The organism is Mesorhizobium sp. WSM3866 (assembly GCF_002294795.1).
Taxonomy (GTDB): domain Bacteria; phylum Pseudomonadota; class Alphaproteobacteria; order Rhizobiales; family Rhizobiaceae; genus Mesorhizobium.
Genome location: NZ_NSGC01000011.1, coordinates 21,413 through 44,431 on the forward strand (window position 1 = coordinate 21,413; position 23,019 = coordinate 44,431).

At 61.7% G+C, this 23,019-nt stretch carries 21 protein-coding genes and 1 pseudogene; 16 read left to right on the forward strand and 6 right to left on the reverse strand.

The annotated features are described in order from the left end of the window. Positions 1 to 102: 102 nt before the first annotated feature. From CK222_RS23530 to CK222_RS23550, 5 genes are all read left to right on the forward strand, one after another. The gene (locus CK222_RS23530; protein WP_095802043.1) at positions 103 to 4,638 is read left to right on the forward strand and encodes a strawberry notch family protein; all 4,536 of its coding nucleotides are present in this window, start codon (positions 103 to 105) and stop codon (positions 4,636 to 4,638) included. Between the two features lie 12 nt (positions 4,639 to 4,650). Then, positions 4,651 to 5,694 carry a toprim domain-containing protein gene (locus CK222_RS23535; RefSeq protein WP_095802044.1) on the forward strand — a complete coding sequence of 348 codons (1,044 nt, stop codon included), beginning with the start codon at positions 4,651 to 4,653 and terminating at the stop codon, positions 5,692 to 5,694. Between the two features lie 244 nt (positions 5,695 to 5,938). Further along, the gene (locus CK222_RS23540; protein WP_095802045.1) at positions 5,939 to 6,880 is read left to right on the forward strand and encodes a DUF2493 domain-containing protein; all 942 of its coding nucleotides are present in this window, start codon (positions 5,939 to 5,941) and stop codon (positions 6,878 to 6,880) included. A 194-nt stretch (positions 6,881 to 7,074) separates the two neighbouring features. Then, entirely contained in the window at positions 7,075 to 7,584 is a 510-nt protein-coding gene (locus CK222_RS23545) for a GNAT family N-acetyltransferase (RefSeq protein WP_095802046.1), read from the forward strand. A 200-nt stretch (positions 7,585 to 7,784) separates the two neighbouring features. Continuing rightward, complete coding sequence (locus CK222_RS23550; RefSeq protein ID WP_095802047.1) at positions 7,785 to 8,318, forward strand: hypothetical protein; 534 nt, start codon at positions 7,785 to 7,787, stop codon at positions 8,316 to 8,318. Between the two features lie 133 nt (positions 8,319 to 8,451). Here CK222_RS23550 and CK222_RS33005 read toward each other — a convergent pair. Further along, positions 8,452 to 8,613 (reverse strand): annotated as a pseudogene (locus CK222_RS33005) (DUF736 family protein); the annotation flags it as partial. A 421-nt stretch (positions 8,614 to 9,034) separates the two neighbouring features. On the opposite strand from CK222_RS33005, the gene CK222_RS23560 reads away from it, so the two are divergent. Then, the gene (locus tag CK222_RS23560) at positions 9,035 to 9,358 is read left to right on the forward strand and encodes a DUF736 family protein (protein ID WP_006339490.1); all 324 of its coding nucleotides are present in this window, start codon (positions 9,035 to 9,037) and stop codon (positions 9,356 to 9,358) included. 58 nt (positions 9,359 to 9,416) lie between these two features. Further along, positions 9,417 to 9,758 carry a hypothetical protein gene (locus CK222_RS23565; protein WP_095802048.1) on the forward strand — a complete coding sequence of 114 codons (342 nt, stop codon included), beginning with the start codon at positions 9,417 to 9,419 and terminating at the stop codon, positions 9,756 to 9,758. 79 nt (positions 9,759 to 9,837) lie between these two features. Here CK222_RS23565 and CK222_RS23570 read toward each other — a convergent pair whose 3' ends face one another. The 4 genes from CK222_RS23570 to CK222_RS23585 form a co-directional block, all read right to left on the reverse strand. Further along, the gene (locus CK222_RS23570; protein WP_095802049.1) at positions 9,838 to 10,068 is read right to left on the reverse strand and encodes a hypothetical protein; all 231 of its coding nucleotides are present in this window, start codon (positions 10,066 to 10,068) and stop codon (positions 9,838 to 9,840) included. A gap of 112 nt (positions 10,069 to 10,180) precedes the next feature. Further along, positions 10,181 to 10,489, reverse strand: a complete 309-nt coding sequence (locus CK222_RS23575; protein ID WP_095802050.1) for a hypothetical protein — start codon at positions 10,487 to 10,489, stop codon at positions 10,181 to 10,183. 286 nt (positions 10,490 to 10,775) lie between these two features. Next, positions 10,776 to 11,030, reverse strand: coding sequence for a WGR domain-containing protein (locus CK222_RS23580; RefSeq protein WP_095802051.1), 255 nt, complete (start codon positions 11,028 to 11,030; stop codon positions 10,776 to 10,778). A gap of 626 nt (positions 11,031 to 11,656) precedes the next feature. Further along, positions 11,657 to 12,181 (reverse strand): helix-turn-helix transcriptional regulator, encoded by a 525-nt coding sequence (locus tag CK222_RS23585; protein ID WP_095802052.1) that lies wholly within the window; start codon positions 12,179 to 12,181, stop codon positions 11,657 to 11,659. A 409-nt stretch (positions 12,182 to 12,590) separates the two neighbouring features. On the opposite strand from CK222_RS23585, the gene CK222_RS33010 reads away from it, so the two are divergent. Continuing rightward, positions 12,591 to 12,860 carry a hypothetical protein gene (locus CK222_RS33010; RefSeq protein ID WP_245433204.1) on the forward strand — a complete coding sequence of 90 codons (270 nt, stop codon included), beginning with the start codon at positions 12,591 to 12,593 and terminating at the stop codon, positions 12,858 to 12,860. 950 nt (positions 12,861 to 13,810) lie between these two features. Here the strand turns inward: CK222_RS33010 and CK222_RS23600 are convergent. Continuing rightward, positions 13,811 to 14,242 carry a hypothetical protein gene (locus CK222_RS23600; RefSeq protein ID WP_245433207.1) on the reverse strand — a complete coding sequence of 144 codons (432 nt, stop codon included), beginning with the start codon at positions 14,240 to 14,242 and terminating at the stop codon, positions 13,811 to 13,813. A 297-nt stretch (positions 14,243 to 14,539) separates the two neighbouring features. Between CK222_RS23600 and CK222_RS23605 the strand changes: the two genes are divergently transcribed. The 8 genes from CK222_RS23605 to CK222_RS23640 all read left to right on the forward strand — a co-directional run bounded on the left by CK222_RS23605 (position 14,540) and on the right by CK222_RS23640 (position 22,586). Then, positions 14,540 to 15,220 (forward strand): ParA family protein, encoded by a 681-nt coding sequence (locus CK222_RS23605; RefSeq protein WP_095802055.1) that lies wholly within the window; start codon positions 14,540 to 14,542, stop codon positions 15,218 to 15,220. After that, the gene (locus CK222_RS23610) at positions 15,217 to 15,627 is read left to right on the forward strand and encodes a hypothetical protein (RefSeq protein ID WP_141247115.1); all 411 of its coding nucleotides are present in this window, start codon (positions 15,217 to 15,219) and stop codon (positions 15,625 to 15,627) included. Before CK222_RS23605 ends, CK222_RS23610 begins: the two co-directional genes overlap by 4 nt. 491 nt (positions 15,628 to 16,118) lie before the next feature. Beyond that, on the forward strand, positions 16,119 to 16,526 hold the full coding sequence (locus CK222_RS23615; RefSeq protein WP_095802057.1) for a hypothetical protein: 408 nt from the start codon (positions 16,119 to 16,121) through the stop codon (positions 16,524 to 16,526). Next, positions 16,523 to 17,287 (forward strand): hypothetical protein, encoded by a 765-nt coding sequence (locus tag CK222_RS23620; protein ID WP_095802058.1) that lies wholly within the window; start codon positions 16,523 to 16,525, stop codon positions 17,285 to 17,287. Before CK222_RS23615 ends, CK222_RS23620 begins: the two co-directional genes overlap by 4 nt. Continuing rightward, positions 17,284 to 18,753: a relaxase/mobilization nuclease domain-containing protein gene (locus tag CK222_RS23625; RefSeq protein ID WP_095802059.1), complete on the forward strand. Its 1,470-nt coding sequence runs from the start codon at positions 17,284 to 17,286 to the stop codon at positions 18,751 to 18,753. Before CK222_RS23620 ends, CK222_RS23625 begins: the two co-directional genes overlap by 4 nt. 319 nt (positions 18,754 to 19,072) lie before the next feature. Then, positions 19,073 to 20,287, forward strand: a complete 1,215-nt coding sequence (locus CK222_RS23630; RefSeq protein ID WP_095802060.1) for a hypothetical protein — start codon at positions 19,073 to 19,075, stop codon at positions 20,285 to 20,287. Further along, positions 20,284 to 20,730 (forward strand): three component ABC system middle component, encoded by a 447-nt coding sequence (locus CK222_RS23635; RefSeq protein ID WP_095802061.1) that lies wholly within the window; start codon positions 20,284 to 20,286, stop codon positions 20,728 to 20,730. The genes CK222_RS23630 and CK222_RS23635 overlap by 4 nt, the downstream gene beginning before the upstream one ends. Then, a complete protein-coding gene (locus CK222_RS23640) occupies positions 20,727 to 22,586 on the forward strand; it encodes a DUF3732 domain-containing protein (protein WP_095802062.1) in 1,860 nt (619 codons plus the stop codon). Before CK222_RS23635 ends, CK222_RS23640 begins: the two co-directional genes overlap by 4 nt. Positions 22,587 to 23,019: the final 433 nt, after the last annotated feature.

A 23,019-nucleotide genomic window follows, 5' to 3' on the forward strand; every position in this document is an offset into this window, starting at 1 on the left:
GCTGTGTTCCTGGAGGCAGAGAGGGGCGGGGAGTGTGCGGGCCAGGCGGCGCAGAGAGAGCGCCGTTGGTCCCGGACCCTCTCCAGGACAAGGAACGACCCCATGAACATACTCGCCGCGCCGGCTGCCGCCACGGCCGCCGCCCATATCGCCACGCCTGCACTCGGCGCGCCCGCGCCAACTGACGCAATCCTTCAGACCGCCCATCTTCTTCTGACCTCACTAGAATGCGGGCGGCCGATCAGCACCAATGTGCTGGGGTCCGCCATGTCTTCGTGCTTCGGCGGGACCGACGCGGAGGGCTGCTGGATCTGGAAGGACGCCTACGAGGCACTCGAGGCCGCCCAGGTCTTGTTCATCCGCAAGTTTGGAGCGGCAATTCTTTCTCGCTCGGCTTCGTCGGAGGCAGCGCTGGCGATGCTGAAGAAAGTCGCGCAACTCGTGCCCACGCACACGCGGTGCTCACAAGAAAGCCAGGCGATGCAGCAGCTCTCCACGCCGCTGCCGCTTGCCTTTGTAGTCGCCCGAGCCGCGGCCATTGCTTCATCGGATTTGGTGCTCGAGCCCTCGGCCGGCACCGGCCTGCTTGCCGTCCATGCCGAAATCGCGCACGCCTCGCTCGCGCTCAACGAGCTCGCTGCCACGCGCGCCGATCTGCTCGACGTGCTGTTTCCGGGCGCTGCGCGCTCCCGTTATGACGCGGCTCACATCGACGACTATCTCGACGCCGGGGTCAAGCCATCCGTGGTGTTGATGAACCCGCCGTTCACCGTCGGCGCCTTCGTCGACGGCCGTGTCGCCGACGCCGGATGGCGACATCTGACGTCAGCGCTAGCCCGCCTTCAGCCCGGCGGGCGGCTGGTCGCGATCACCGGCGCCGACCTTTCGCCGGACAACTCAAAATGGCGATCGGCTTTCATACGCCTGCAGGAGAAGGCTACCGTCGTGTTCACGGCAGCAATCGACGGCCGCGTCTACGCCCGCCATGGCACGACGGCCGAGACCCGGCTCACCATCATTGACAAGCTTCCAGCCGCCGATCCGACCCGCTTCGCCGCCTCGCCGGGCCAGGCTCGGGATGTGGAGGCGCTGCTGTCGTGGATTGGCAAATTGCCGCCACGAACGCCGGGCGGCTATCCCGATTCCATTGGCGCACTTGCCAGCGGGGTGCTGCGCACCGCCGCGCGACGGATGGCTGGCCGATCCGCGGCAAGGCTCGCGCCCGCCGGCGCCTTGGCGAGCCCTGCGAAGGTTCTCCGGCCGGGTCGCCCGGTTGCCGGGATCGTGCGGGCCCGACCGCTCGCGGGAAACATTGTGCCGCTCGACCCCCTTGCCTACGAGCTGCGCGATTGGGCGCCGGAAGCTGGCGGCCGACTTACCGACACGATCTACGAGCCCTACGCGCTCCAGTCGATCTGCATCCCCAAGGCGAAGCCGCATCCCACCCCACTCGTACAGTCGGCCGCCATGGCCGCAGTGGCGCCACCGAAGCCGTCTTATCGCCCTTTGTTGCCGCAGGCCGTCGTAGATGAAGGCCTGCTCTCGGACGCCCAGATCGAAAGTGTGATCTATGCCGGCGAAGCCCATTCGGGTCATCTCGCCGGTACATGGACGATCGATGAAACCTGCGATGCCGTCTCGGCCGCCCCTGAAGGCGCTGAAAACGCCATCCGCTTCCGCCGCGGATGGTTCCTGGGCGACGGCACAGGCTGCGGCAAAGGCCGGCAGGTCGCCGGCATCATCCTCGACAACTGGCTCCAGGGCCGCCGCCGCGCGATCTGGATTTCCAAATCCGACAAGCTGCTGGAGGACGCCCAGCGCGACTGGGCAGCGCTCGGCCAGGAAAAGCTCCTCGTCCAGCCTTTGTCGCGCTATCGGCAGGGCACGCCGATCCGGCTGACCGAAGGCATCCTCTTCACCACCTACGCGACGCTCCGCTCGCAGGAACGCGACGGCAAGAAATCCCGGATCGCGCAGATCATCGACTGGGTCTGCCAAGCGGCGGGGAACGTCGACTGCCCGACGGGAACCGAACCAAGCTCGGCGCAAAGCGGAGAAGCCACGGCCGGACCGAGACAATCTTTCGATGGCGTGATCGTCTTCGATGAGGCGCACGCGATGGCGAACGCCGCCGGCGCAAAAAGCGAGCGCCGAGACGTCGCACCCTCGCAGCAGGGAAAGGCGGGCCTGCGCCTACAACATGCCTTGCCCGACGCCAGGGTGGTGTATGTGTCGGCGACAGGTGCGACAGCCGTCGAGAACCTCGCCTATGCCCAGCGCCTGGGTATTTGGGGTAGCGATGATTTTCCGTTCGCCAACCGCGCCGAGTTCGTGGCGGCCATCGAGGATGGCGGAGTCGCGGCGATGGAGGTGCTCGCCCGCGATCTGAAATCGCTCGGTCTCTATGCGGCGCGTTCGCTCTCTTATGACGGCGTCGAATACGACCTGCTCGAGCACGAGCTGAGCGAGGCTCGGATCCGCATCTACAACGCCTATGCGGACGCCTTCCAGGTGATCCACAACAATTTGACCGCCGCGCTCGAGGCGGCCAACATCACCAGCCAATCCGCCAGGCTCAACCGCAACGCCAAGTCTGCGGCGCGTTCGGCCTTCGAGAGCACCAAGCAGCGCTTCTTTAGCCATCTGATCACCTCGATGATGACGCCGACCTTGATCGGCGCTGTCGAACGGGATCTCGCCGATGGCCACGCCGCGGTCGTGCAGATCGTCTCGACAGGTGAAGCGCTGATGGAACGGCGCCTTGCAGAAATTCCGACCGATGAATGGGCCGACCTCAACGTCGATGTCACGCCGCGCGAGTATGTCGGCGGGTATCTGATGCACTCCTTCCCGACGCAGCTGTTCGAAGAATATTCGGACGCCGAAGGAAACGTCTCTTCGCGTCCCGTGCACGACAAGGACGGCAATCCGGTCCAGTGCCGCGACGCGGTCCGACGGCGCGACGAGATGATGGAAAGGATTGCCTCGCTGCCACCGGTCGGCAGCGCGCTCGACCAGATCATCCATCATTTCGGGACCGATATTGTTGCCGAGGTGACGGGCCGGGCGCGGCGCATCGTCAAGAAGATGGGTCGCGACGGCATCGACCGGCTCGCGGTGGAGAACCGTCCGGCCTCGGCCAATCTGGCCGAGACTCAGAGTTTTATGGATGACGACAAGCGCGTACTGATCTTCTCCGATGCCGGTGGCACCGGTCGCTCCTACCATGCCGATCTCGGTGCGAGAAACCAGAGGCTGCGCAAGCACTATCTGCTCGAAGCCGGCTGGCGCGCCGACAACGCCATCCAGGGACTGGGACGCACCCACCGCACCAATCAGAGACAACCACCGCTGTTCCGGCCAATGGCCGCCAATGTGAAGGCGGGCAAGCGCTTCCTGTCGACGATCGCCAGACGGCTCGACACGCTCGGCGCCATCACGCGCGGCCAGCGCCAGACCGGCGGGGCAGGGCTGTTCCGAGCCGAGGACAATCTCGAAAGTCCGTACGCACGCGCGGCACTGCGCCAGTTCTATATCTTGCTCCATCAGGGCAAGGTCGAGCGCTGCTCGCTAACCACCTTCGAGACTGTCACCGGCCTCTCGCTCACCACGGAGGAGGGCGGCCTGCGCGACGAGCTGCCGCCAATCACGACCTGGCTCAACCGGCTGCTGGCGTTGCGCATCGAAACGCAGAACCTGCTGTTCGAAGTGTTCGAGCAACTGATGACGGCGAAGATCGAAGGCGCTGTGGCCGCCGGCAATTATGACAAAGGTCTTGAAACAGTCACGGCGGAAAGCATTGTCGTCACCGACCGCCGCACCGTCTACACGCACCCGGTCTCAGGCGCGAAGTCGCACATACTAACCGTCGACCGCAAGGATCGCATTCGCCCCCTCGGCCTGGCCGATGCCCTCGGCATTGCACGGGCCGAGCCGCGGTCGGGCCTGCTCGTCAACACTCGTTCGAACCGCGCCGCGATACAGCTTCCGACTGCAAGCCTCATGCTTGACGACGGCAGCGTCGAACATCGCGTGCGCTTGTTGCGGCCAACCGACGAGCTGCGCTTCGGCTACGGCGCGCTTGCCGAAACGCATTGGCAGCCGGCGGAAAAAAAGCTGTTTTGCGAATGCTGGGAAGCGGAAGTGTCCGCGGTTCCGGAGTTCAGCACCAGCACCTTCCACATCGTTGCCGGCCTCCTCCTGCCGATCTGGCGGCGTTTGCCCGACAATGACTGCCGGGTCTACCGCATCCAGACCGATGTCGGCGAGCGCATCATCGGGCGCCACATCGCGCCGACGCTGGTCGCGACCATGTTGCGCAATCTCGGCCTCGACGATGTGCCGAGCCTCGCTCCGAACGAGGCGTGGACCGGCCTGATCGAGGGCCGGATCGGGTTGCAACTTGCCGACGGCATGATCCTGCGGCGCAGTCGGGTCATGAACGATTACCGCGTCGAGCTGATCGGCTTCACCGACGCGATAATCCCTCGGCTGAAGGCCCTCGGCCTGATCTCCGAAATCATCTCCTGGAAGTTGAGGCTGTTCATCCCGACCAGCGCGCAAGGCTGCGCCATCCTTGCCTCACTTCTCGAACGCCACACGCTGATCGTGGTCACCGACCGCACTGCGGCACGGTGATGGGAGGCGATCATGACCGGCTCAGCCTCCGAGCTGGCACGCCGTCTTGGCGAACATGCCGAGGCGGTATGCCGCGAATATCTCTCCAACGGTCATCGCTCCGGTAACCACTGGATCGTCGGTGATGTCCGCAACACGCGCGGCCGCTCCATGCACTTGCGGCTGAACGGCAATGCCAAAGGGCCTGCGGGGAAGTGGGTCGACGAGCAAAACGGTGAACATGGCGATCTGCTCGATGTCATCCGAGAAAGCTGCGGCCTCATCGAGTTCCGCGATGTCGCGGATGAAGCGCGTCGGTTCCTCGCCATACCGCGACCGCAGGCCCAAGACCCGGGCGCGCAGAGCCAGCCTGCCGCGATACGCGGCTCCCCCGAAGCGGCTCGTCGCCTGTTCGGCATGTCGCAGCCGATCGCCGGCACGCTGGCCGAACGCTATCTGGCCGGCCGTGGCATCCCCTTGACCGCCCGCGAGCGCGCCCTGCGCTTCCACCCCGGCTGCTACTACCGCGATCTCGTGACCGGCGCGACGCAGACCCTTCCCGCATTGATCGCTGCCGTGACCAGTCTCGACGGACGCATCACCGGCCTGCAGCGTACCTGGCTCGCTCCGGACGGCAACGGCAAGGCCCAACTTGACGATCCGCGCCGCTCGCTCGGTCACCTGCTCGGCAACGCCATCTGGCTCGGCCTTGAGCCCGGTCTACCTATTCCGGTCATGGCCGCCGGCGAAGGCTTCGAGACGATGGCCTCGCTGCGCACCGTGATGCCGGCACTGCCTGTGGCCGCCGCGACCTCGGCCAATCACCTGGCGGGCCTGTTCTTCCCGGCGGGCTGCCGTCGCCTCTATATCGCAGCCGATGCCGACGCCGCCGGCCGTCACGGCATCGAGCGTCTCAGCCGGCGCGCAGCCGAGTCAGGGATTCTCGCCCTGGTGCTGCGGCCGCAGCTCGGCGACTTCAACGACGATCTGCGCCATCTCGGCCCGGCCCATCTCGCGGCGTGGCTCAGCGATCAGTTCGTCCCGGAGGATGCCCGTCTTTTCCTGCCGCCCGGGTGAATGGCCCGAGCCGGCAGGCGGGCGAGGGGCGTCACCGGAATGCCGCAGGCATGGCGGCGGTCCGCGGGAGAGGCCGCGCCCACGGCCTGCCCGAGAGGCGACCCCTGCCACCCCCCGTTCACGGCCGCAACGGCTGCGCCGTCCTCCGCTCGCGCTCCGGCCTTCGGTGCGGCCGCGTCCGGGGCGCGGCCGGAATGCGCTGTCAGGCCGCGATAGGCGCGGCCACAACCGACGGAGACACGCCATGACCTACGAGCTTCCTTTCGACGATGCCTATGAGCCCTACCACGCCTCCTCGCCGACCGACCGCGTCATCCTCGAACTGCAGATGTACGGCCATCGCCCGCATCAGGACGAACCGGATCCTCGGCCACTTCCCGACGACGAAGTGATCCGGGCCGGGCTTGCCGGGATCGTCGAGACCTTCGCCGGCATGCTTGGCGACACCAGGCTCGAACCCGACCTCGACGACCTGCTCTGGTCCTTCGCAAACGTCTTCCACCGTGCCGCCGAGCGCGTCGCCCGCAGCCTCGACCGCAACGAAGAGGCCCAGCGTTCGAGCCAGCAGGAACAGGACGGTTCCGAGGTGAAGTCGGTTGAGCTGGAGCGGCTCACTGCCGAGGGCATCACCTATATCGAGCGCCGCAACGTGCTCGAAATCATGCGCGACGAGGTCGCCGACCTCTACGAGGCGCATACCGGTTCGGCATGGCGGCCGCGCACCGGCTCCAAGGTCAGCCACCAGGCGATGACCGCGTCGGTGATCGACAGCCGCGACTTCCTCGCTGCCCGCCGCCACGCCGAAACCGAGGTGCTCGTTCCGGCCGGCACCAAGATCGCCTTCGCGGGTGGTCTCGACTGCAACGATCACGACCGGATCTGGGACGCGCTCGACAAGGCCCGCGAGAAGCATCCCGACATGGTCCTGCTCCACGGCGGCAGCCCGCGCGGCGCCGAACGCATCGCCGCTTGCTGGGCCGAGAACCGGAAGGTCACCCAGATCGCCTTCAAGCCGGACTGGAACCGTCACGCCAAGGCCGCTCCCTTCCGCCGCAACGACCAGCTGCTCTCGGTGGTGCCCTACGGCCTGATCGTCTTTCCCGGCTCCGGCATCACCGACAATCTTGCGGACAAGGCCCGTCAGCTCGGCATCCCCGTCTGGCGGTTCGCGGAGGGCGGCGCGTGAAGCGCCGGTTTCCTCGCATCCGCACCATCGAACCCGACCGCGCGGTCGGGTTCAGGCCTGCGCGCGAAGTGCAGAAAAGCCCGCGCACGAAGCAGCCTCCCTCCATCTCCACGAATCGGTAGCGACGCGGTACCGCCGCGCCCCCGCCCAGGGCGGCCGAGTGGCTGCGTCGGTCCCCGCCCTGGGATCGCTAGGTGGCGCTTTCAGGCATTGAACTCCTCGACGACGCGCACCGCCTCGACAGCTTCGATTGCGGCAAGCCGGCGCTCAACGCTTGGCTGGCCGGCTTCGCGCGAACGAACGAGGCCCGCGGGTTCACCCGCGTCCTGGTCGTTCACGACCAGGGAAAAGTCGTCGGCTATTACGGCCTCGCGCCGGTCGTGATCCAGCCAAACAGAGCGCCGCGCGCCATCCGCACCGGACGCCCGCCCGACCCGATCCCCTGCCTGCTGATCGGACAACTCGCCGTCGACCATCGCTATGCCGGACAAGGCATCGGCAGCGGCCTGGTCAAGGACGCGCTGCATCGCTGCGTCGCCGGCGCCGACATCGTCGGCGGCCGCGCGATGGTTGTGCGGGCGATCGACGCCGAGGCCGAGCGCTACTGGCAGAGCTGGGGCTTCATTCCCGCGCGGGACAATCCGTCGGTGCTCATGCGCTCGATCCAGGACGTGAGCCTCTGGCTGGCCGACAAAGGCAACTAGCTCCACGCGCGTAGCGCCTCCGGCAGCGGCAGGGTCCGGGCGCGCCGGCCTGCGGCCGGCCGGGCTCTAGTCGCGGCGTCCCGCCGCTCCCCGCGCCGGCTTCGCCGTCTCGGCCTTCGGGTGACGATCCCTCGCGCGGGGCCAGAGGGAGAGGGCGGCCGGCGCCGGGCGGGGGACGCTGGAGAGAAGGGAAGGTCACGATGTCGATGATATTCATAGGTGGATCACGCGAGATATTCGAGCTGCCGGAACCTGCCATCACTCGCATCGGCGCAATCGTTGCTGCCGAGCACGGCGTGCTGATTGGCGATGCGTCGGGAGCCGATGCCGAGGCGCAGGGCCTGCTCGCCGGCTACAAGTACGAACATGTCGGGGTCTTCCATACCGGCAAGGAACCCCGCAACAATCTGGGCGACTGGGCCGCCTACCATGTTCCTTCTCCTGAGGATGCGAGAGGGTACTGGGTCCACGCCGCCAAAGACCGGGAGATGGCGCGGCGGGCCGACTTTGGCATGATGATCTGGGACGGCGCATCACCCGGCACGGCGGTCAACGTGCTTCGGCTCGCCATCGCGAACAAGCCGTGCGTCATTTACGATCTGGTCAGGGGCAGCGTGACGACCACGTACAATGTGGAAGACTGGTGCACCATGCTCGGCCATGCCGGTCCCGACAGTCGCCGCCAAGCCGAAGCCTGCATGACGCCGGACGAGCGTCTGGCGTTGCCAGGATGATGTAAGTGCGGTCCCGCCGACAGCCCGGCGGGTGCGAACCGATATGCTTGATCCGGCACCCGAGCCCTAAATCCACTTGTATGAGCGGCCGAAGCCGGCCCCTTTCGAAACCGGCCCACGCGCAGAGCCGCAGGGGGTTGTGCAGGACAATCATCTTGCCTGCCTCGCCACCCGGGGCGGGAGCGAGATCGCCGAAGATCACGCCGATCTCGGGGGCTTCCAGCTTGACCGAGAGGTATTCCTCGCCCGAACGCTGGGAGATGCGGTGCCAGCCGGCTCCGATCTCAAAACCGCTGTGCCGCCATACCGAACGCACAAGGCGGTTCACGCGCCAGGCTGCTGTTCGAGATGTGACAACGCAGACGGCATGACCCGAGAGGTGCGCGACAAACATGTTCCGGCGATCCGGCAGCGTGTGCGGCCAAGCGATGGCGGCCTGAGTTCTTTTCCTTCGGTCCATCCGGGGCCATTCCCGTTTCATGTCGCCTTTGTAGACGACCGCCTGCTTTGTGCGGTCAACCCCCGTTGGGGGTACACTCGGCGAAAATTCAGGAAAATTCGATTTCTGTTTTTTGTCTGCGGACAGGCGAAGGGCCTGCCCGCACTTTTTCGGCAAATAGAATTTTCCAGAATTTTCGCCGAGATGACCGCAGCAGGACGGCCCTCTCCTTTGGCGCCATCGGGAATGGTCCCGATGCAACCGAAGGAGAACTACCATGGCCACCACGATCGCAAACCTCACCACCAAGTCTGACGGCTCGATGGAAGGCGTCTTCGCCACGCTTCGGGTCAACGCCCCGATCACCCTGATCCCGAACACCAACAAGTCGCGCGAGGACGCGCCCGACTACCGGATCGTCAACAAGCGCACGGGCTTCGAGATCGGAGCCGGCTGGCACCGCATCTCCCAGCGTTCGGGCGAGGAATACCTCTCGGTCAAGCTGGAAGCCCCCGAGATCGGCGTGATCTTCGGCAATCTCGCTCCCGCCCCGGGTGGCGAGGAAAACAAGAAGGTCATCCTCTGGAACAACCCCCAGTGAGGCATCGGTGGCCGGCCCCTCGAGGGGCCGGCTTCCCCACCGGCAAAAGGAGGTTGCAATGAGCCGCTACACCATCACTGTCACTGGCACCGTCACCGGACAGGTCCGCTCGGATCCAGACGCTGTCATCGGCTACGACCCACCGCTTCGGACCTACTTCCTGCAAGCGTTCCCGCACGAAGAAACCGACGAGCCCGCGCTCTGGCTTGGCACCCGCGATCACGCGTTCGAAGCGCTTGAGGATCTTCGCCACGCAGCCATCTCACACGGCTACGACTTCATGCCGTTGTCGCCCAAACTGGCCGCAAAGTTGGTCGACGACAAAGCGGCAGCTAGCCGGCGTCCGGAGCGGGACGGCATCCTCGGGGAACTGCTGAAACACCGCAACCAACCCAAGTAGGCAAACACGTCTCAGGGCCCGCGACGAAGTGCTCCGTCGCGGGCCTTTTTTTGCGCGTCGTGACGAAGCTGTCCTTCCGTCAAGTCATAGCGGGAACGCTGATCAGGCAACCTTCCTTCTTCGATTTTCCATCGTTCAGGGCACAAACCCCTGCGGCGGCGGAAGAATCGAAGTTGGCGACGCCAGTGGCAAGCTCGCCCAGGCAGACCGAGCAATGGAACAGCAGCGGACGTTCAACCAGGGCGCGCGCGACGTCTGGCAATTTCCCTGAGGCGAACATGATGTAGACGGTGGTGTCCGGCACGAACATCGGGCGGCCGGGCAGATCGATGTCTGAAGCCGCGACCAGCCTTTCTCGCGGTCGCGGCTTCAGCTGGGTCGTTCGGGCTTGTAGCGCCGAAGTGCCGCGCGCAGATCAGAAGTCAAGCTTGTGACCCGCGCCAAGGCTGCCATGCGTGCGCTTGAGGAACTGATGCCACGGGGTCCGGCTGGGCAAGAGTCGCCAGCGCGAGAATGCCAAGGTCCGTCGGCGACTCGATGCCGCTTTCCCGCTTGGCCGCCTCGATCAAGGCCTTCGGTGCGCGGAAAGAAAGATGTTCGGTCCTCTCGCCATCGAGCAGGCCTGCCTGCCTGGCGTCTTCGAGCGCCACAGCCAGCGCGGGCGCCCTGGCGACCTGGTGCGTCTTGCCCGAAGCCCTGCCTCGCGAGGCTTTGATGGTGGTTGCGGTCATTTCCGTGTTCCGTGTTTATATGTGTGCAATTTAAAGCGCTTTGTCCCACAAAACAAAGGCTGATGGGACGCGCCGTCCTCCTGCGCTGCGTGCTTGTAAGCCACACATGGGCAGGTCTGTTCCTGAAGCCCAGATCGTCGCGCAGACAGCACCAGCCGCCATTGTCAAAAGCAAGACGGCCAGTCGCGCGCAGCCAAGTCGAAGTCCAATTGACGCTCAAGAGCGTGCTATCACGTTTGCATCATGCATATTTCGAGACCGTGACTGAGCGTGGCATTCACGACTCTCAAGCCGGATCGCTGGCGCGATATCCGCGCCGGCGCTTGGCATGCTGAAGCTTCATTGACGCGGTGACCGCATCGTCCTCGCTGTCAAAGGTTTCTATCATCGACTGACCGTTGGTTCCGATCCGGCCCCAGTTACGAATAACCGATGCCCCACCGAATAAGGTCGGTTGGATGGAAAGCGTGTAGAAGCGCCGCATGTTCTGCGACGGCTCTATGCGGCGAAAGTGAACCGAGCCGGCCTCTCCGTTTTCCATGGCCGGGAACTTCGCCTTCTTTGAAGGTGCAGTCCAATGCGTTCTTTGAATCGAACCGGCTCAACCGATTCGTTGCGCTGATGGGTCGCCGGCCACGGGTATCGCCAAATGCTAAGCTGAAGCTCGCGATCGCACAAAAAATGCGTCGTTGCTTCTAGCGACAGCCACGCGGCGTCGGCTCTCACCATTCTCGTCCTGGCGCTTTCGCCGACGACGGGTGCGGTCCGACTGAGGGCGGGCTTCCGCCTTCTCTCGTGAACCGCCGCAGGTAAACCCGCCATGACGATGAGCCCTCGTCACGGCGATCTTGATCGTTGCGCCTCCGGGGTAAGTTGCGACCTCGCCGTAAAGCCGGCACGCCCGACCTGCTACGCGTCACCGAGCGCAGCAATGTGAGCCAGGAACCTTCCGAATTATATTGTTGTCCTGCATCGTCGCCAGATCGCCTGGATTGCGAAGTCCACAGGAAGCCGACCCGACTGGCCCCCGGACGGGTTGAGGCCATTCTCTAGTCGCGAACCGCCGACCGGCTGACGCCTTGACGGCCAAAACCACGCTTGCCGCAGAACCTCTAAAAGCGGCACGAGGCTGTTTTCAAAGCAGCCTTTGCGATTGGCCGCGCTACATCAAGCCGGTTGATGCTGTCTGTAGGGTTCCTGAAACAGGAAGGTTGCCGGATCGCGACCGAGCGCCTCGCCGACGGCGGCGATCGTATCGACGCTGATGTTGCCGCTCGCGCGCTCCAGCTTGGTGAACGTAATCTCCGAGACGCCCAGGAGCTCCGCCATTTGATAGCGGACCAGATTGCGGCGCTTTCGCTCGCTGTCGATGATCGCGGCGAGACGCGCGCGGATCGATTTTTCGGTGAGCTTGTGCGCCCAGGGTTCCAGTTCAGCACCGCCGACCAGAAGTGTCGCGATCGACACCTGCAGCGCCTGAGCCATCTGTTCGACCGTGCGCAGCGTCACGTTGTTTCGCTTTCTCATGGTGCGAATGTAGGTGCGGTATGCGAGTCCTTGACCAGGCGACGTTTTGAACAGTTCAGCCATGTGTTGATGGCGAAGCTTTCGACTACGGCGCTCGGCTTCGAGGAACCACGCGATATTGTCCCGGAGCGGATTGTTCACCTCGCCTGCTTCATTTGGCAGCATGAACCTATGTATTCGCACGGGCCCGCCCGTTCGGTCTGCCCTTTTCCCGGACCCGAATCCATAGTAAAGTGTCAAAAAGCCTTAGAGGAAAGGGGCCACGACCGTGCTGAAATGTCTCGTTATGGGCGCTGCCGCTATCGCGGGCGCCGCGTCTGTTCCGTCCCAAGCATTCGCATCCGAGTGGGGATGTCAGGTCCTGCTTTGTCTGTCTGGTGACTGGCAGGGCACGCCCTCCTGTCATCCGCCAATAGATCGGCTGATCGACGCCATGGGATCGCCCGGGTTTTCGTGGCCAACTTGTCCGCAGGCCAATTCGTCCGGGGCCCGCTACGACCCGTACGAGGCCTGCCCACAAGGGTGGACGCCTTACGCGCCGGCTAGCGACCGGCCCGGACAAGGCCAAGCCAGCATGTGCCGAATCGCGGCTAACAATCTCGGTCAGCCTGCCAGCTCTGGACCGCGGCATGGTCAGGCCGACGGAAATGCGTCGGCGACCATCCAGCTCGGCGGCCGCACCGTGCCGGTCCAACTTACCTATGTCTCCAGCGGAGCGCATAACGATCGAACAACCACCTATTACGACATTCAACGCGCGCGCCGCGCAAAGCCTTACTACATCGATTACGACGACGCGAATGGACTGCGGCAGCGCAGCTGGTTCAACCTTAGCAGACCGTAAGCTCGAGTCACCCTGGCCGGCTAAATTAGTTCTACTGAAAGAGGCAGTTATAAGATGAAAAGCGTCAACAGGGTCACCATCCATGGCAATGTCGGGTCGCTTGCGCCCTTCGACAAGGCGACGATCCTGGAGGAGAAGCAAGCCGCCTGGCTGGGGAGGACGCCAAGCCCGGCGATGTCGTCTTCCTCGAAGGCCGTATCAGCAACTACTCTTTCAAACGCCATGGTGAGACGGTCTATACGACGGACCTTATCGCCTCGACTTTCAACGTTTTTCCGAAGCCGTAATCATGTTCAATGCGGGGGCCCTTATCATGGCGGCGGCATCCGGAACCTTGGTCTGCATAGGCGGCACGCTCGCTCTTTATCGGACACGACACCAGCTCTCCGCGGCGATTGCGTCCGAGCCGGCGCTCTGTGCGCAGTGGGCCGCAGCCGGGCTTGAGATTCCATCTCCGGCCGAGGCTTTGGAAGCTTTCCGGCGAGCAAAGAACACGGATCAAGCGACGCTGCGGCTGGGGTACTGCTCGAAGAACACCATGAGACCTGGCGTGCAATGCACCGTGAAATACAAGCTGCGCACTGCCTGGAAAGACGAAGGTGATGGCGTGGTTGCGTTCTCCAGGGACCTGATGGCTGGTAAGCGGTGCAACTGCAATAATTGTCTGCTAGCGAATGTCTGGTTTTGCTCAGTTCCGCGGTCCACCAGCACCCCCCTCGAAACCCCTCCCGCAGTGATCGCCCGCTGATCACACAGGCCTATCTGACCTGCCATCCGGTCCGTCGAAGCACCTTCTTTTGTGTCGCCGCAATTCCCATGCCCAAAGAGGCGGAGCCGGAGCGCGCCCTCAATAGCGCCTTAGGGACGGCGGAGGCCGGAGATGGCGGGTCGCTGGCGGTTCCGGCTCTACACAAGCGGTCCGCGCCTGGCGCGGTGCCGGTTCGCGGCGCTCACTTGTGCGGAGTGCAATAGACGCCTTGGGATTCCAAAAGGACGGCGCCGCCCTTCAATTCCGTCAGCGCGCCGACCCAGGCATCGGAATAGGTGTGACTGGCGTCCACCGCCGTCAGCCAGATGACGCGATTGTCGGCAAGCTCCACCTTGACCTCGCTTTGCAGAGGACTTGCCTGGACCGTTTGCTGATAATGCCGCTTGATGCGGACATTGCCGCTCGCAAACTCGATATTGTTGTTGTCGTAGTTGAGCAGGAATGGAGCATCCCCTTTAGCGACCTTGCACGAGCCGTTGCGCTCACACACAATTTTTGCCGCCGTCGCGCAATCCCATCGCAGCCCCGCAGGCCACATCGGATTGCTGCCGGCCCTCTTGGACTGATCACCTAGAGCGGCGGCGCCGACGCTTGCCGCCGCCGCGACGGCCACCAATATTGCCCTTATCATCCGTTCCACACGCCTCACTGTTCGCCACCATCAAGATCAGATCGCGCAGGCGCATCATGCCGACGGAGGCGAGGCGCTGTAATGCGCCAACGTGGCGGCTGCCGCATCGAGCGCGGCCTCGCAGCCGCCTCGCGTCGAGATCTCGGCTAATGCTGCCCTAAACACGGCTGTCCTGTCCGGTTGATCGCTCATAAATTGACACTACACTTTGGGTTCAGCTATGACAATCGCCGGGCAGGCGGTTGGCATAAAAGCGGTTCATAGAAGGTCCCTCGAGCTATGATCATATCTGCCGCTATCGCCAAAGGTGGCACTGGCAAATCGACCTTGCTGCGCGCGCTCGCATCGGTCGCTCTTGATCGCGGCTACGCGGTGACACTCATCGACGGCGACGTTCGCCAGAACATGAGCCGGTGGGCCCAGATGCTGAAGGAGGCCGGCAATCGTCCCGAGACACTCCAGCTCGTCAGCGCCACGACGCCGCACGAGATCCTGGAGGCGGCGGAGCTGCACAATGGGGACCGTAGCGTGGTGCTGATCGACACCGAAGGCACCACGAACGACAATCTCATGGCCGGGCTATTCGCCGCCGATATCGTCGTGGTGCCGATCTTCTTCGCGCTTGACGACGTGACCGCCGCAATCCAGATCACCGATCACTACATTCCGCTCGCGGTCGAAACACGCCGGCGACCTCTACCAGCGGTGTTTGTCCTGACAAAGCAGACCATCATTGATGCGAAGGCGAGAGCATTAAGCGAACTGCGCGCGATCATTCAGGCGAACGGCACGCCGATCGCAGAACATGCGCTGCAAAACCGTGTTGCCTATCGGGACCTGCAAAGCGGCCAGACACTCTATAGCCCAGATCAGCCTGACGCGAAGGCGATTGCCGAAAGTGAAGGGGTCTTCGACGATGTCCTCAAAACCTTCACCGAAGCAATGAGGCAGGCCTCATGACCGAAAAAAGCACCCCGCAGACGCAAGACGATAAGAAGGCACGCATGATGCGAGCGATCTCCACTGAGCCGCCTACTCTCCCGAGCATGTTCATCGCTCCGAAATCCGATCCCGCCCCTCAGCAGCTTGCCGCCGCATCCGCGGCGGCATCGGAGGCTGAAGCAGCGCCGACGTCACCTCGGCCGGACTTCCGTAAAATGCTGCGGCAGGGCCAGAAGAAGGATCCGGTAGCCGGCAGGAAGATCCGCGAAGAGGAAATGGTGCGCTGCGGCTATTACCTTACGGCCGGCGAACAGCGCCAATTCAAGCTGCTCGCGGTCAGCAATGGCCACAGCATGACCGAGTTGCTGCGCCAGGCGGTGCAGGACTACATCAAGGCCCATAAGCACAAGCTACCCAACGAATAGGTCGGCCCGCCCCCGCGGCATCCGCGGGGGTGAGGCTTGCAGTGAACGCTCAGGGCCCCGCAGGCCGGGCCGAGCAGAGGCTCGGCCCGGCGCAAATCAGCTGTGCCCGTCGGCCTAGGTCGCATGCCTTAGCTTATCCGCCCTACCTAGCACACGGGGACGCCGCGATCCCGATCGCACGTTCCCTGCTCGTTGCGATTTGTCTCCATGTTAGCATGATGATTCCGCAGCAAGGCAACATGTTGGCGCAGAAACATGTTGCAAAGTTGACCTATCGACAAGTTGAAAATGCAAAATGTCCCCGAGGAAACGCGTTTCCTTGCTAACATGTCTAGGTTATTGCGGAATGAAAGCTGGATTCGTCGAGGAGACCACCTAAATATTTTTGCAATGATGAGTTTTATCTTTGGCAGGATAGCCTATTTTGTGATACACACAAAATAGGCGGCGCGGCCCTGGCGGGCCTTAGCGCCCGCAAGCGGGCTTGAAAGATGGATGCAGACGCCCAGAAAACAGCGGTGAAGAGCGCATCACGACGCTACGGCGAGGTGACGCACATCCGCTTTTCGGCTAGCGAGCTGGCCGGCCTCAAAGCCTTTGCGGAGCGCGACGACGCAACTGTCAGCGAGATCGTCCGGCGTCTGGTGCGGGCTGAAGCCGGGCATCTGCCTATCGCATCAGAGGCTTTGCGGCCGGCGATCGAGGACATGACCGATCAGCTGCGGCGTGTCGGCGTTAATTTCAATCAGGCCGTGCGCGCCATGAACGACGGCCGAGTTGCCCCTGATGAGGATCTTGAACAGGCGTTGATCGCCGTGGGCGACCTCGTGCGGCAGTTCCGCGACGAACTGAAGGCGATGACTGGCGGATCCCGCAAGGCGAGGGAGGCCAGACCATGAGCGGTCGTCTTGCTGGCTACGCGGCCGAAATCGAACGCTATCTGCGGGCCGAGGCCGGCGTGAAGCGTGAGGAGCTGGACGACGACAAGTCCGCGACGGGCGCCCGGCGCGCGGCCAGCGAATTCCAGGCGATGAAGAATTATGAGCGGGCCGGTCGCGGCGGACGCCTCGGGCAAGCACAAGCCGGCTCGACTGTAGGTGGCGGTAGCAACGCCCCTCGTTCTTCGCCGGGAGGGGCAAGCCTGGCGGTGAGCTCCGTCTCCAGCAAGCCTCCGAAGGCTGCGAGCTCACCCGAGGCCACTGGCGTGCCCATCATGGTCTATGGCGCCACGCTCGCCGGTTTTCGGCCGGAAGAGGAGGAGGAAGACTGGAAGCGGCACGGCGGTGGGGGCGGCCGTGGTGCTGGTCGCCCGAGCGGTACAGGCCGAGCGGCGAGGGCGGGCTATCAGGCGGGGGCCGTGGCGGCACGGGCAGGCTATGCGGCGGGCGCGCAGCCTGCGGTGTTCAAGGTCATGCCCAATCCGCCATCGACCAAGGAAGCCGCCGCTCGGCTGCTCAATTACATTGGGAAGCCGAGGACGAAAAAGGCGAGAAGCACGACATCGAGATTTTTGACGAGGATGGACAGGTCCTTGCGACAGGCGGCGCACGAAAGGCGTTCCTGGAAAGGTTTTGCGAGACGTTCGAACCACCCCTGGAAAATACCAATTTTATCGAGGTTCGTTTCGAGCTCGCCGGCGAGGTCACCGATGCCGCCTTGAGCGAGGCGTTGAACAAGGCCTTCGGCGCAAAACCGTTCATCTATGCACAGTATGGTCAGGCGGTGGAGGTATACGCGCACACCGATGAGCGGGCCGGACCGCTTGCGAGAGTCCTTGCCGGTGGTCGGGAGAATTCGCGCAGCAAGGCTCTCGACAAGATCGAGGCGCGCTTATCTGAAGCCATGGGCGCGGCGGGGGTGGTAGCCAAGGCAGAAGTAACGGCGGCCGTGAGCCGTGAACCCAAAGCGAAATATTTCCTGCAGAAGTTCATTCGCACCCACAGCCAAGTGCGGTTTGCAAATGGCGAGCCTGTGCCTCGGGCAAAGAACCCTACCAAGGCGGCGGCTTCGGTCTATGAACAATGGCGCCCGCAGTTTTCGGCACGTGAACGCCGCAATGCTTATCACCTGCTTTTCTCGGCAAAGGCCGGCACCGATGCCAACGCCGTCATGACCGCGGCGCGCGCCGTGCTCGAGGAGCGAGCGCCAGGATACAAGTTCGTCCTGGCGCATCACAAGGACACCAAGCACGTCCATATCCATGCCATGGTGCAAGCACGGTCAGCCGACGGTGAGCGCCTGAAATTTTACAAGCCAGATCTGGTCGCCTGGCGCGAGACTTTTGCGGAAAAAGCACGCGAGAACGGCATTGCGATGGTAGCGACGCGGCGCATGGATCATGCGATGACACGGCCATTCACCAAGGAGCACGCCGGAGCCTATCGCCGCGCCCAGAGCGATCCGCGCTACCAGGTCAGCGCCAGGACGATCGAGCGAGTGGAGGCCAAGCGGCAACGCCGTTTGGATGGGCAATCCCTTGTCGTTAACGGCGATGCAATCGCTGCCGCATGGCAAAAGACTGTGACGACGATGCGGACCGCGGGCGTGGTCGGTCAGGCTCTCACGGCAGCGGAGTCGATCGGCAATAATTTTCGGAAGTTCCATCGCGATCGGACAGGGGAGGGGCAGCTAGGGTCTGCCGCGGGTCGCGGAGCTGATCAATCGGGGGAGAAGTCTTTCCTGTCCCATCCCGGTATGAGAGAATTGAATGCACTGATAGGAGATTTGAACATGGGGCAAACCCCCTTGGAAATGCGGCGTCAGATGGCTCGCGTCAATCAGGCTCTCGACAACATGCGCGAGACGCTGCCGCCGGCGCATCAAGGACAGTTCGAACAGTATCGTGAAGAGGTCAACGACAAGATGCACGACCGTCTCGCGCGGCTGCAATTCGAGCGGCAGCAACAGCGTCGTGGTGGTGGCGGTGGCGAGCCGATCCCCGAGCGCGAGGCGCGAGAGCGAGACCTTCCAACTCGGGACGAACCCCGCCACCCGGAGCAGCCGCGCACCGGCACTGAGCCGGAGATGAGAGCCAAGCAGAAGGATGCCAAAAAGCAGAAGGCGCATCAGGCGGAAGAGCAGGACCGCAAGACGCAGCGCTCGAACGATAACGATTACGAGCGCTGAGCAAGGGCCAACCTTGCGTCCTCGCGCGGCGGTCTATCAAAACGACGCATTCGTCACAGAATGATCAGGCTGTATGGCAGTAATGCGCCTCTTACCGGTCACCTTCGACAGTCGGGCCCCCGCTGAACCCGGACATGCTCGCCGCCTTTACCGAAGGAGACACCTTCCCCCTCAATAGCGGAGAAGGCGAAGTCGGCGACTGAATCGGTTGGATCGATAGCTCAATTCGCACTGTTGATAAATTGCAATAGCGATTTGCAACTGCTGGGTGTCGGGATAAACACTTGATGTCTGTTTTTGCGAAATCTGTAGGTAGCCCATGAGCGCGAGGTCGCGTGTCGATACGACTAGTGCGGAAGATAAATCAATCGGTTTCGACTATCAGTATTATTACTTTCTCGATGAGTTGCTAAAATTGAAGAGCGGGCAAGTCGTAGGCCTTGAGGTTCTCGATGATGTCCACGTTGAACGTCCTGATGGCAGCCATTTGCTGATCCAGTTGAAGCACACCGTACAGCGGAACGCGCAAGACCTCCCCATCAATCTTACGACCATGGACAGTGACCTGTGGAAGTCGCTATCGAACTGGTGCAAGGTGATCATCGACCCTGCGGAGGGGCGGATATCCGTCCCCGCTCAGCTCGCCTTCATCGAGAAGACCTCGTTCTTGCTCGCCTCCAACAAGTCTGACAGCGACAAAAACACCGTGTTGGTGTCAAGCGTCTCTTTTAGGGCTGGCACCAAGACCCACGCTGAACTGATCGCAGACATCACATCGATAAAGGCGCAGAGCAAAGACGCGACGATACAGGGCTACATCGACGATGTGCTCAAACTTGATCCCGCTGTTTCGCAGGGATTTTTCTACCATTTGCAGTTTGCGTTGGGTCGAGACCAGGTCATCGAAGAATGCAAGAAATCAATCGCTGAAAAGCAGATTGACGCGTCGCGGATCGATGACGTGTTTCATGCGGTCGACTCCGAGGTGAGGCAGAACTGCTTCGCTACTGTCAAGGCAGGGAACAAGATCACGATCAGCTTTGACGATTTCACCATCAGATACCGAAGGCATTTCGACAAAGCTCGGAGCAGCGGTCTGCTTTTCAGGAAATTTCCTTCTGTTTTGCCGGACAATCTCCTCCACCAGACGTTCATCAAGCAACTGGTGGATATCAATGACGTCTCGGAGGATAGCATTGATTTTCATACGAAGTTCACCACCAGGCGGCTGCACTTTCGCGACAACATGGAGCGACTGATCCAGGACGGAGATATCACTCAATCCGATATCGACGACTTGGAGGACGAGGCCTGCGTCATTTGGGAAGGCAAGTTCCTCCAAGCCTACTCGGGTCAGCCGTCAGTCGGTGACGAGAGCGAATCTGCCCGCGCGATTGTCGCAGATCTGCGGCAGAAAAAGCTGACGCTTGCTTCTCAGGAGCTTCCGATAGCCATGAGCAATGGCGGGTTCTACGATCTCTCTGATCGGCCGGTGATTGGTTGGCTGCGTAACTGGAAAGACCGCTACAAGTGAAGTTCAGCTCATATTACAACAACCTGGGGATCAACGCGTTCGCGATCTCATCAGTCCTGAAAGAAGCGAGATTTTTAACGGTCCCCAAAATTTCGTTGATTTTGCCGGTTGTTGCGCATCGCCAGATGTTGAAGACTCTCGCCCATGGCAGCTTCCGCTTCATAAGCTTTGAGAACTATCTAATTGACAACATCGAATTCTTCTACAATTTCAATGAGAGATATCTGGCGTCACTTGGTCCGACCATCAATTCTCTCCAATTTTTGCATGAAATTGGCGTCGTCCAATTGAAGGATGACGGTGCGGTCATTGCATCTGACTTGCCATTCGACGCCTCGATGGGCAAGCGCGCCGAACGTGTTAGGCGTGCGTCAGCCAACATAGCTGCCCTGGTATCGGGCAATGCCGAAGTGTTCTACCTCAATGCGAGGATTGTTCTGTGAAATTCTACATTCAAAGCCTGCACCTGTGGCTCCGTAGCGGGCAGAAAAGGTCTGTGAGCTTTCTGCCTAACAAGGTGAATGTGATCACCGGCGAAAGCCATACCGGGAAGACAGCCATCCTCGACATCATCGATTACTGCATGTTCGCAAGCAAGCATCGAATTTCTGAGAGCATTATCAACGAAAATGTCCTCTGGTACGGACTTCGTATTCACGTGAACGATAAAGTCTACACGCTGGCGCGACGAGCGCCTATGGGGACAAGCCCGTCGCCTGAATATTTCTTTTCGTCGCTAGGGGAGGTGCCAGAATCCGCGCCGAGCCCGAACGTTAGCGAGAACGTCTTGAAGAAGCAGTTGAGCGCTGATTTCGGCATCGACCAAGACGTCAAAATTCCTTTCGGTGGGAGAATGCTGCAGGCCGGCTCTCGCGTGTCGCTGCGATATTTCCTTCTCTTCAACACAATATCGCAAGACATAATCACTCACAGCGATCAGTTTTTCGACAAGCAAAGCGAGTCTCGCTATCGGGAGGCGCTGCCACGCATATTCGATATCGCTGTGGGGATCGACACGGTCGAAAACATACTCAAGCGTGACAAGTTGGCCGAGTTGGAGCGAAACCTCGCCCGCCTGCAAAAGCTGTCGGCGAAAACCCAGGAGAAGCGCGATCAGTTTAATGCGCAGCTGGCCGAAACCGTCGCTCGAGCTAAGGGGTATGGACTAATCACGGATAACACAGACGCTGATGCTTCAGTCACCGCATTGAAGCGAATGGTCACCGAGCGGGAAAGTGGCTCCGATCTGCATGTATCCGCGCAATATGAGGAGATTTCATCTCAGTTATACCGGGTTTCTCGTAAAATCAGGGGTCTTCACAAATTCGCTTCGGAGTATGGAAATCATAAGGTGACGCTCAAGGAGACGGCGGATAGCCTCCAGCCCGTCGAATATCTGATGAGGAACTACGAGGAGACCGTTCGAACATCCGTATTCGGCGATATCCTCAAAAACCTTTCCGACGGTTTACAGCAGATTAAAGGCGCTACCGCTGGCAACACGCCTTTGGACAGCAACATCTCTGAGATTATCAAGGCATTGGAATCTCAGCGTCAGAATCTCGAAAAAGACCTTCGTGCCCTTCCCACCGAGATGGAAAGCTTCGAGACCGACAAAGATAAGTACATGTTCATCGGCGAAATCAAGGCCAAGCTCGAGCTTTACGGCGATTCAGAGTCAGACAAGGCTCCGGACAACAGCGACTTGATCGCAAACCTGGAAGCTGAAATCGAAGGCCTGGCTGTGACGCCTGTCAACGACCGGCAGGAACTCTTCACCAGTGCTCTTGATGAAGCAATTCAAGATTATATTTCTCTAACAAAGGCGGCTCTCGGGAACTATGGCGACTATCGCTCCGCCTTCAATTACACGGAGAAGAAGCTTCATCTGCGCAAACCCAAAACAGCATCGACCGAGAACGTCGGCAGCAGTTCCAATCATATGTTCCTTCACCTGTTTCTGTTCCTTGGCTTGCATGAACTGATTATGCAGAACGGCGGCGTTCATGTGGCGCCGTTCTTGATTATTGATCAGTTCTCCAGGCCTTACTGGGGCGAGGATGATAAGAAGGACAGTGACGGCGAGAAGGATGTCGACGAGAGCGATGTCGCGAAGGTCAAGTTGGCACTGGAGCTTTTGGACCAGTTCATCACTACGGCAAACGAGATGGGAAAAGAGTTCCAGATGATCGTCTTCGAGCACATAAATCCGCGATATTGGGATGGGCTCAAGAACGTGCACCTGGTCGAAATCTTCCGGGATGGAAACGCCTTGATCCCGGTTTCTAGAATGGACTAGGGCGTATCGGTGCGAACGGCTGCCACCCGCAATTGATCTGGCAGCCGCCATATCACGTGGCCGTTTCCGGGGGCAGCGCTGCTATCTGACCGTCACGAGGGCGGGGAGCGATACGGCCGTTATTCGTCGCCTTTGGACGGAACCGGACGGACCGCTCCCGTGAAGAGTTTCGGGCGCCGGCAGGCGTACGAAAGTCCCCGAGGAAGGAACCCGCGGGTCACAGGCGACGGCTACGGGGATTTCGATTTGCGGCCGGTGTCGGCGATGGCGCGACCGTCGTCGGGAAGCTCTGGGGTGAATGCGGATAGACCGCTTCGATCATAACCGGGCCGGCGCAACAGCTGGCGACCGGTCAGGTGCCCGATGATTGTCGTTCGAGGATGTCCGATCGCCTCGATGATACGCTCCGTCTGTTCCTTCTAGGGCTTGAAGC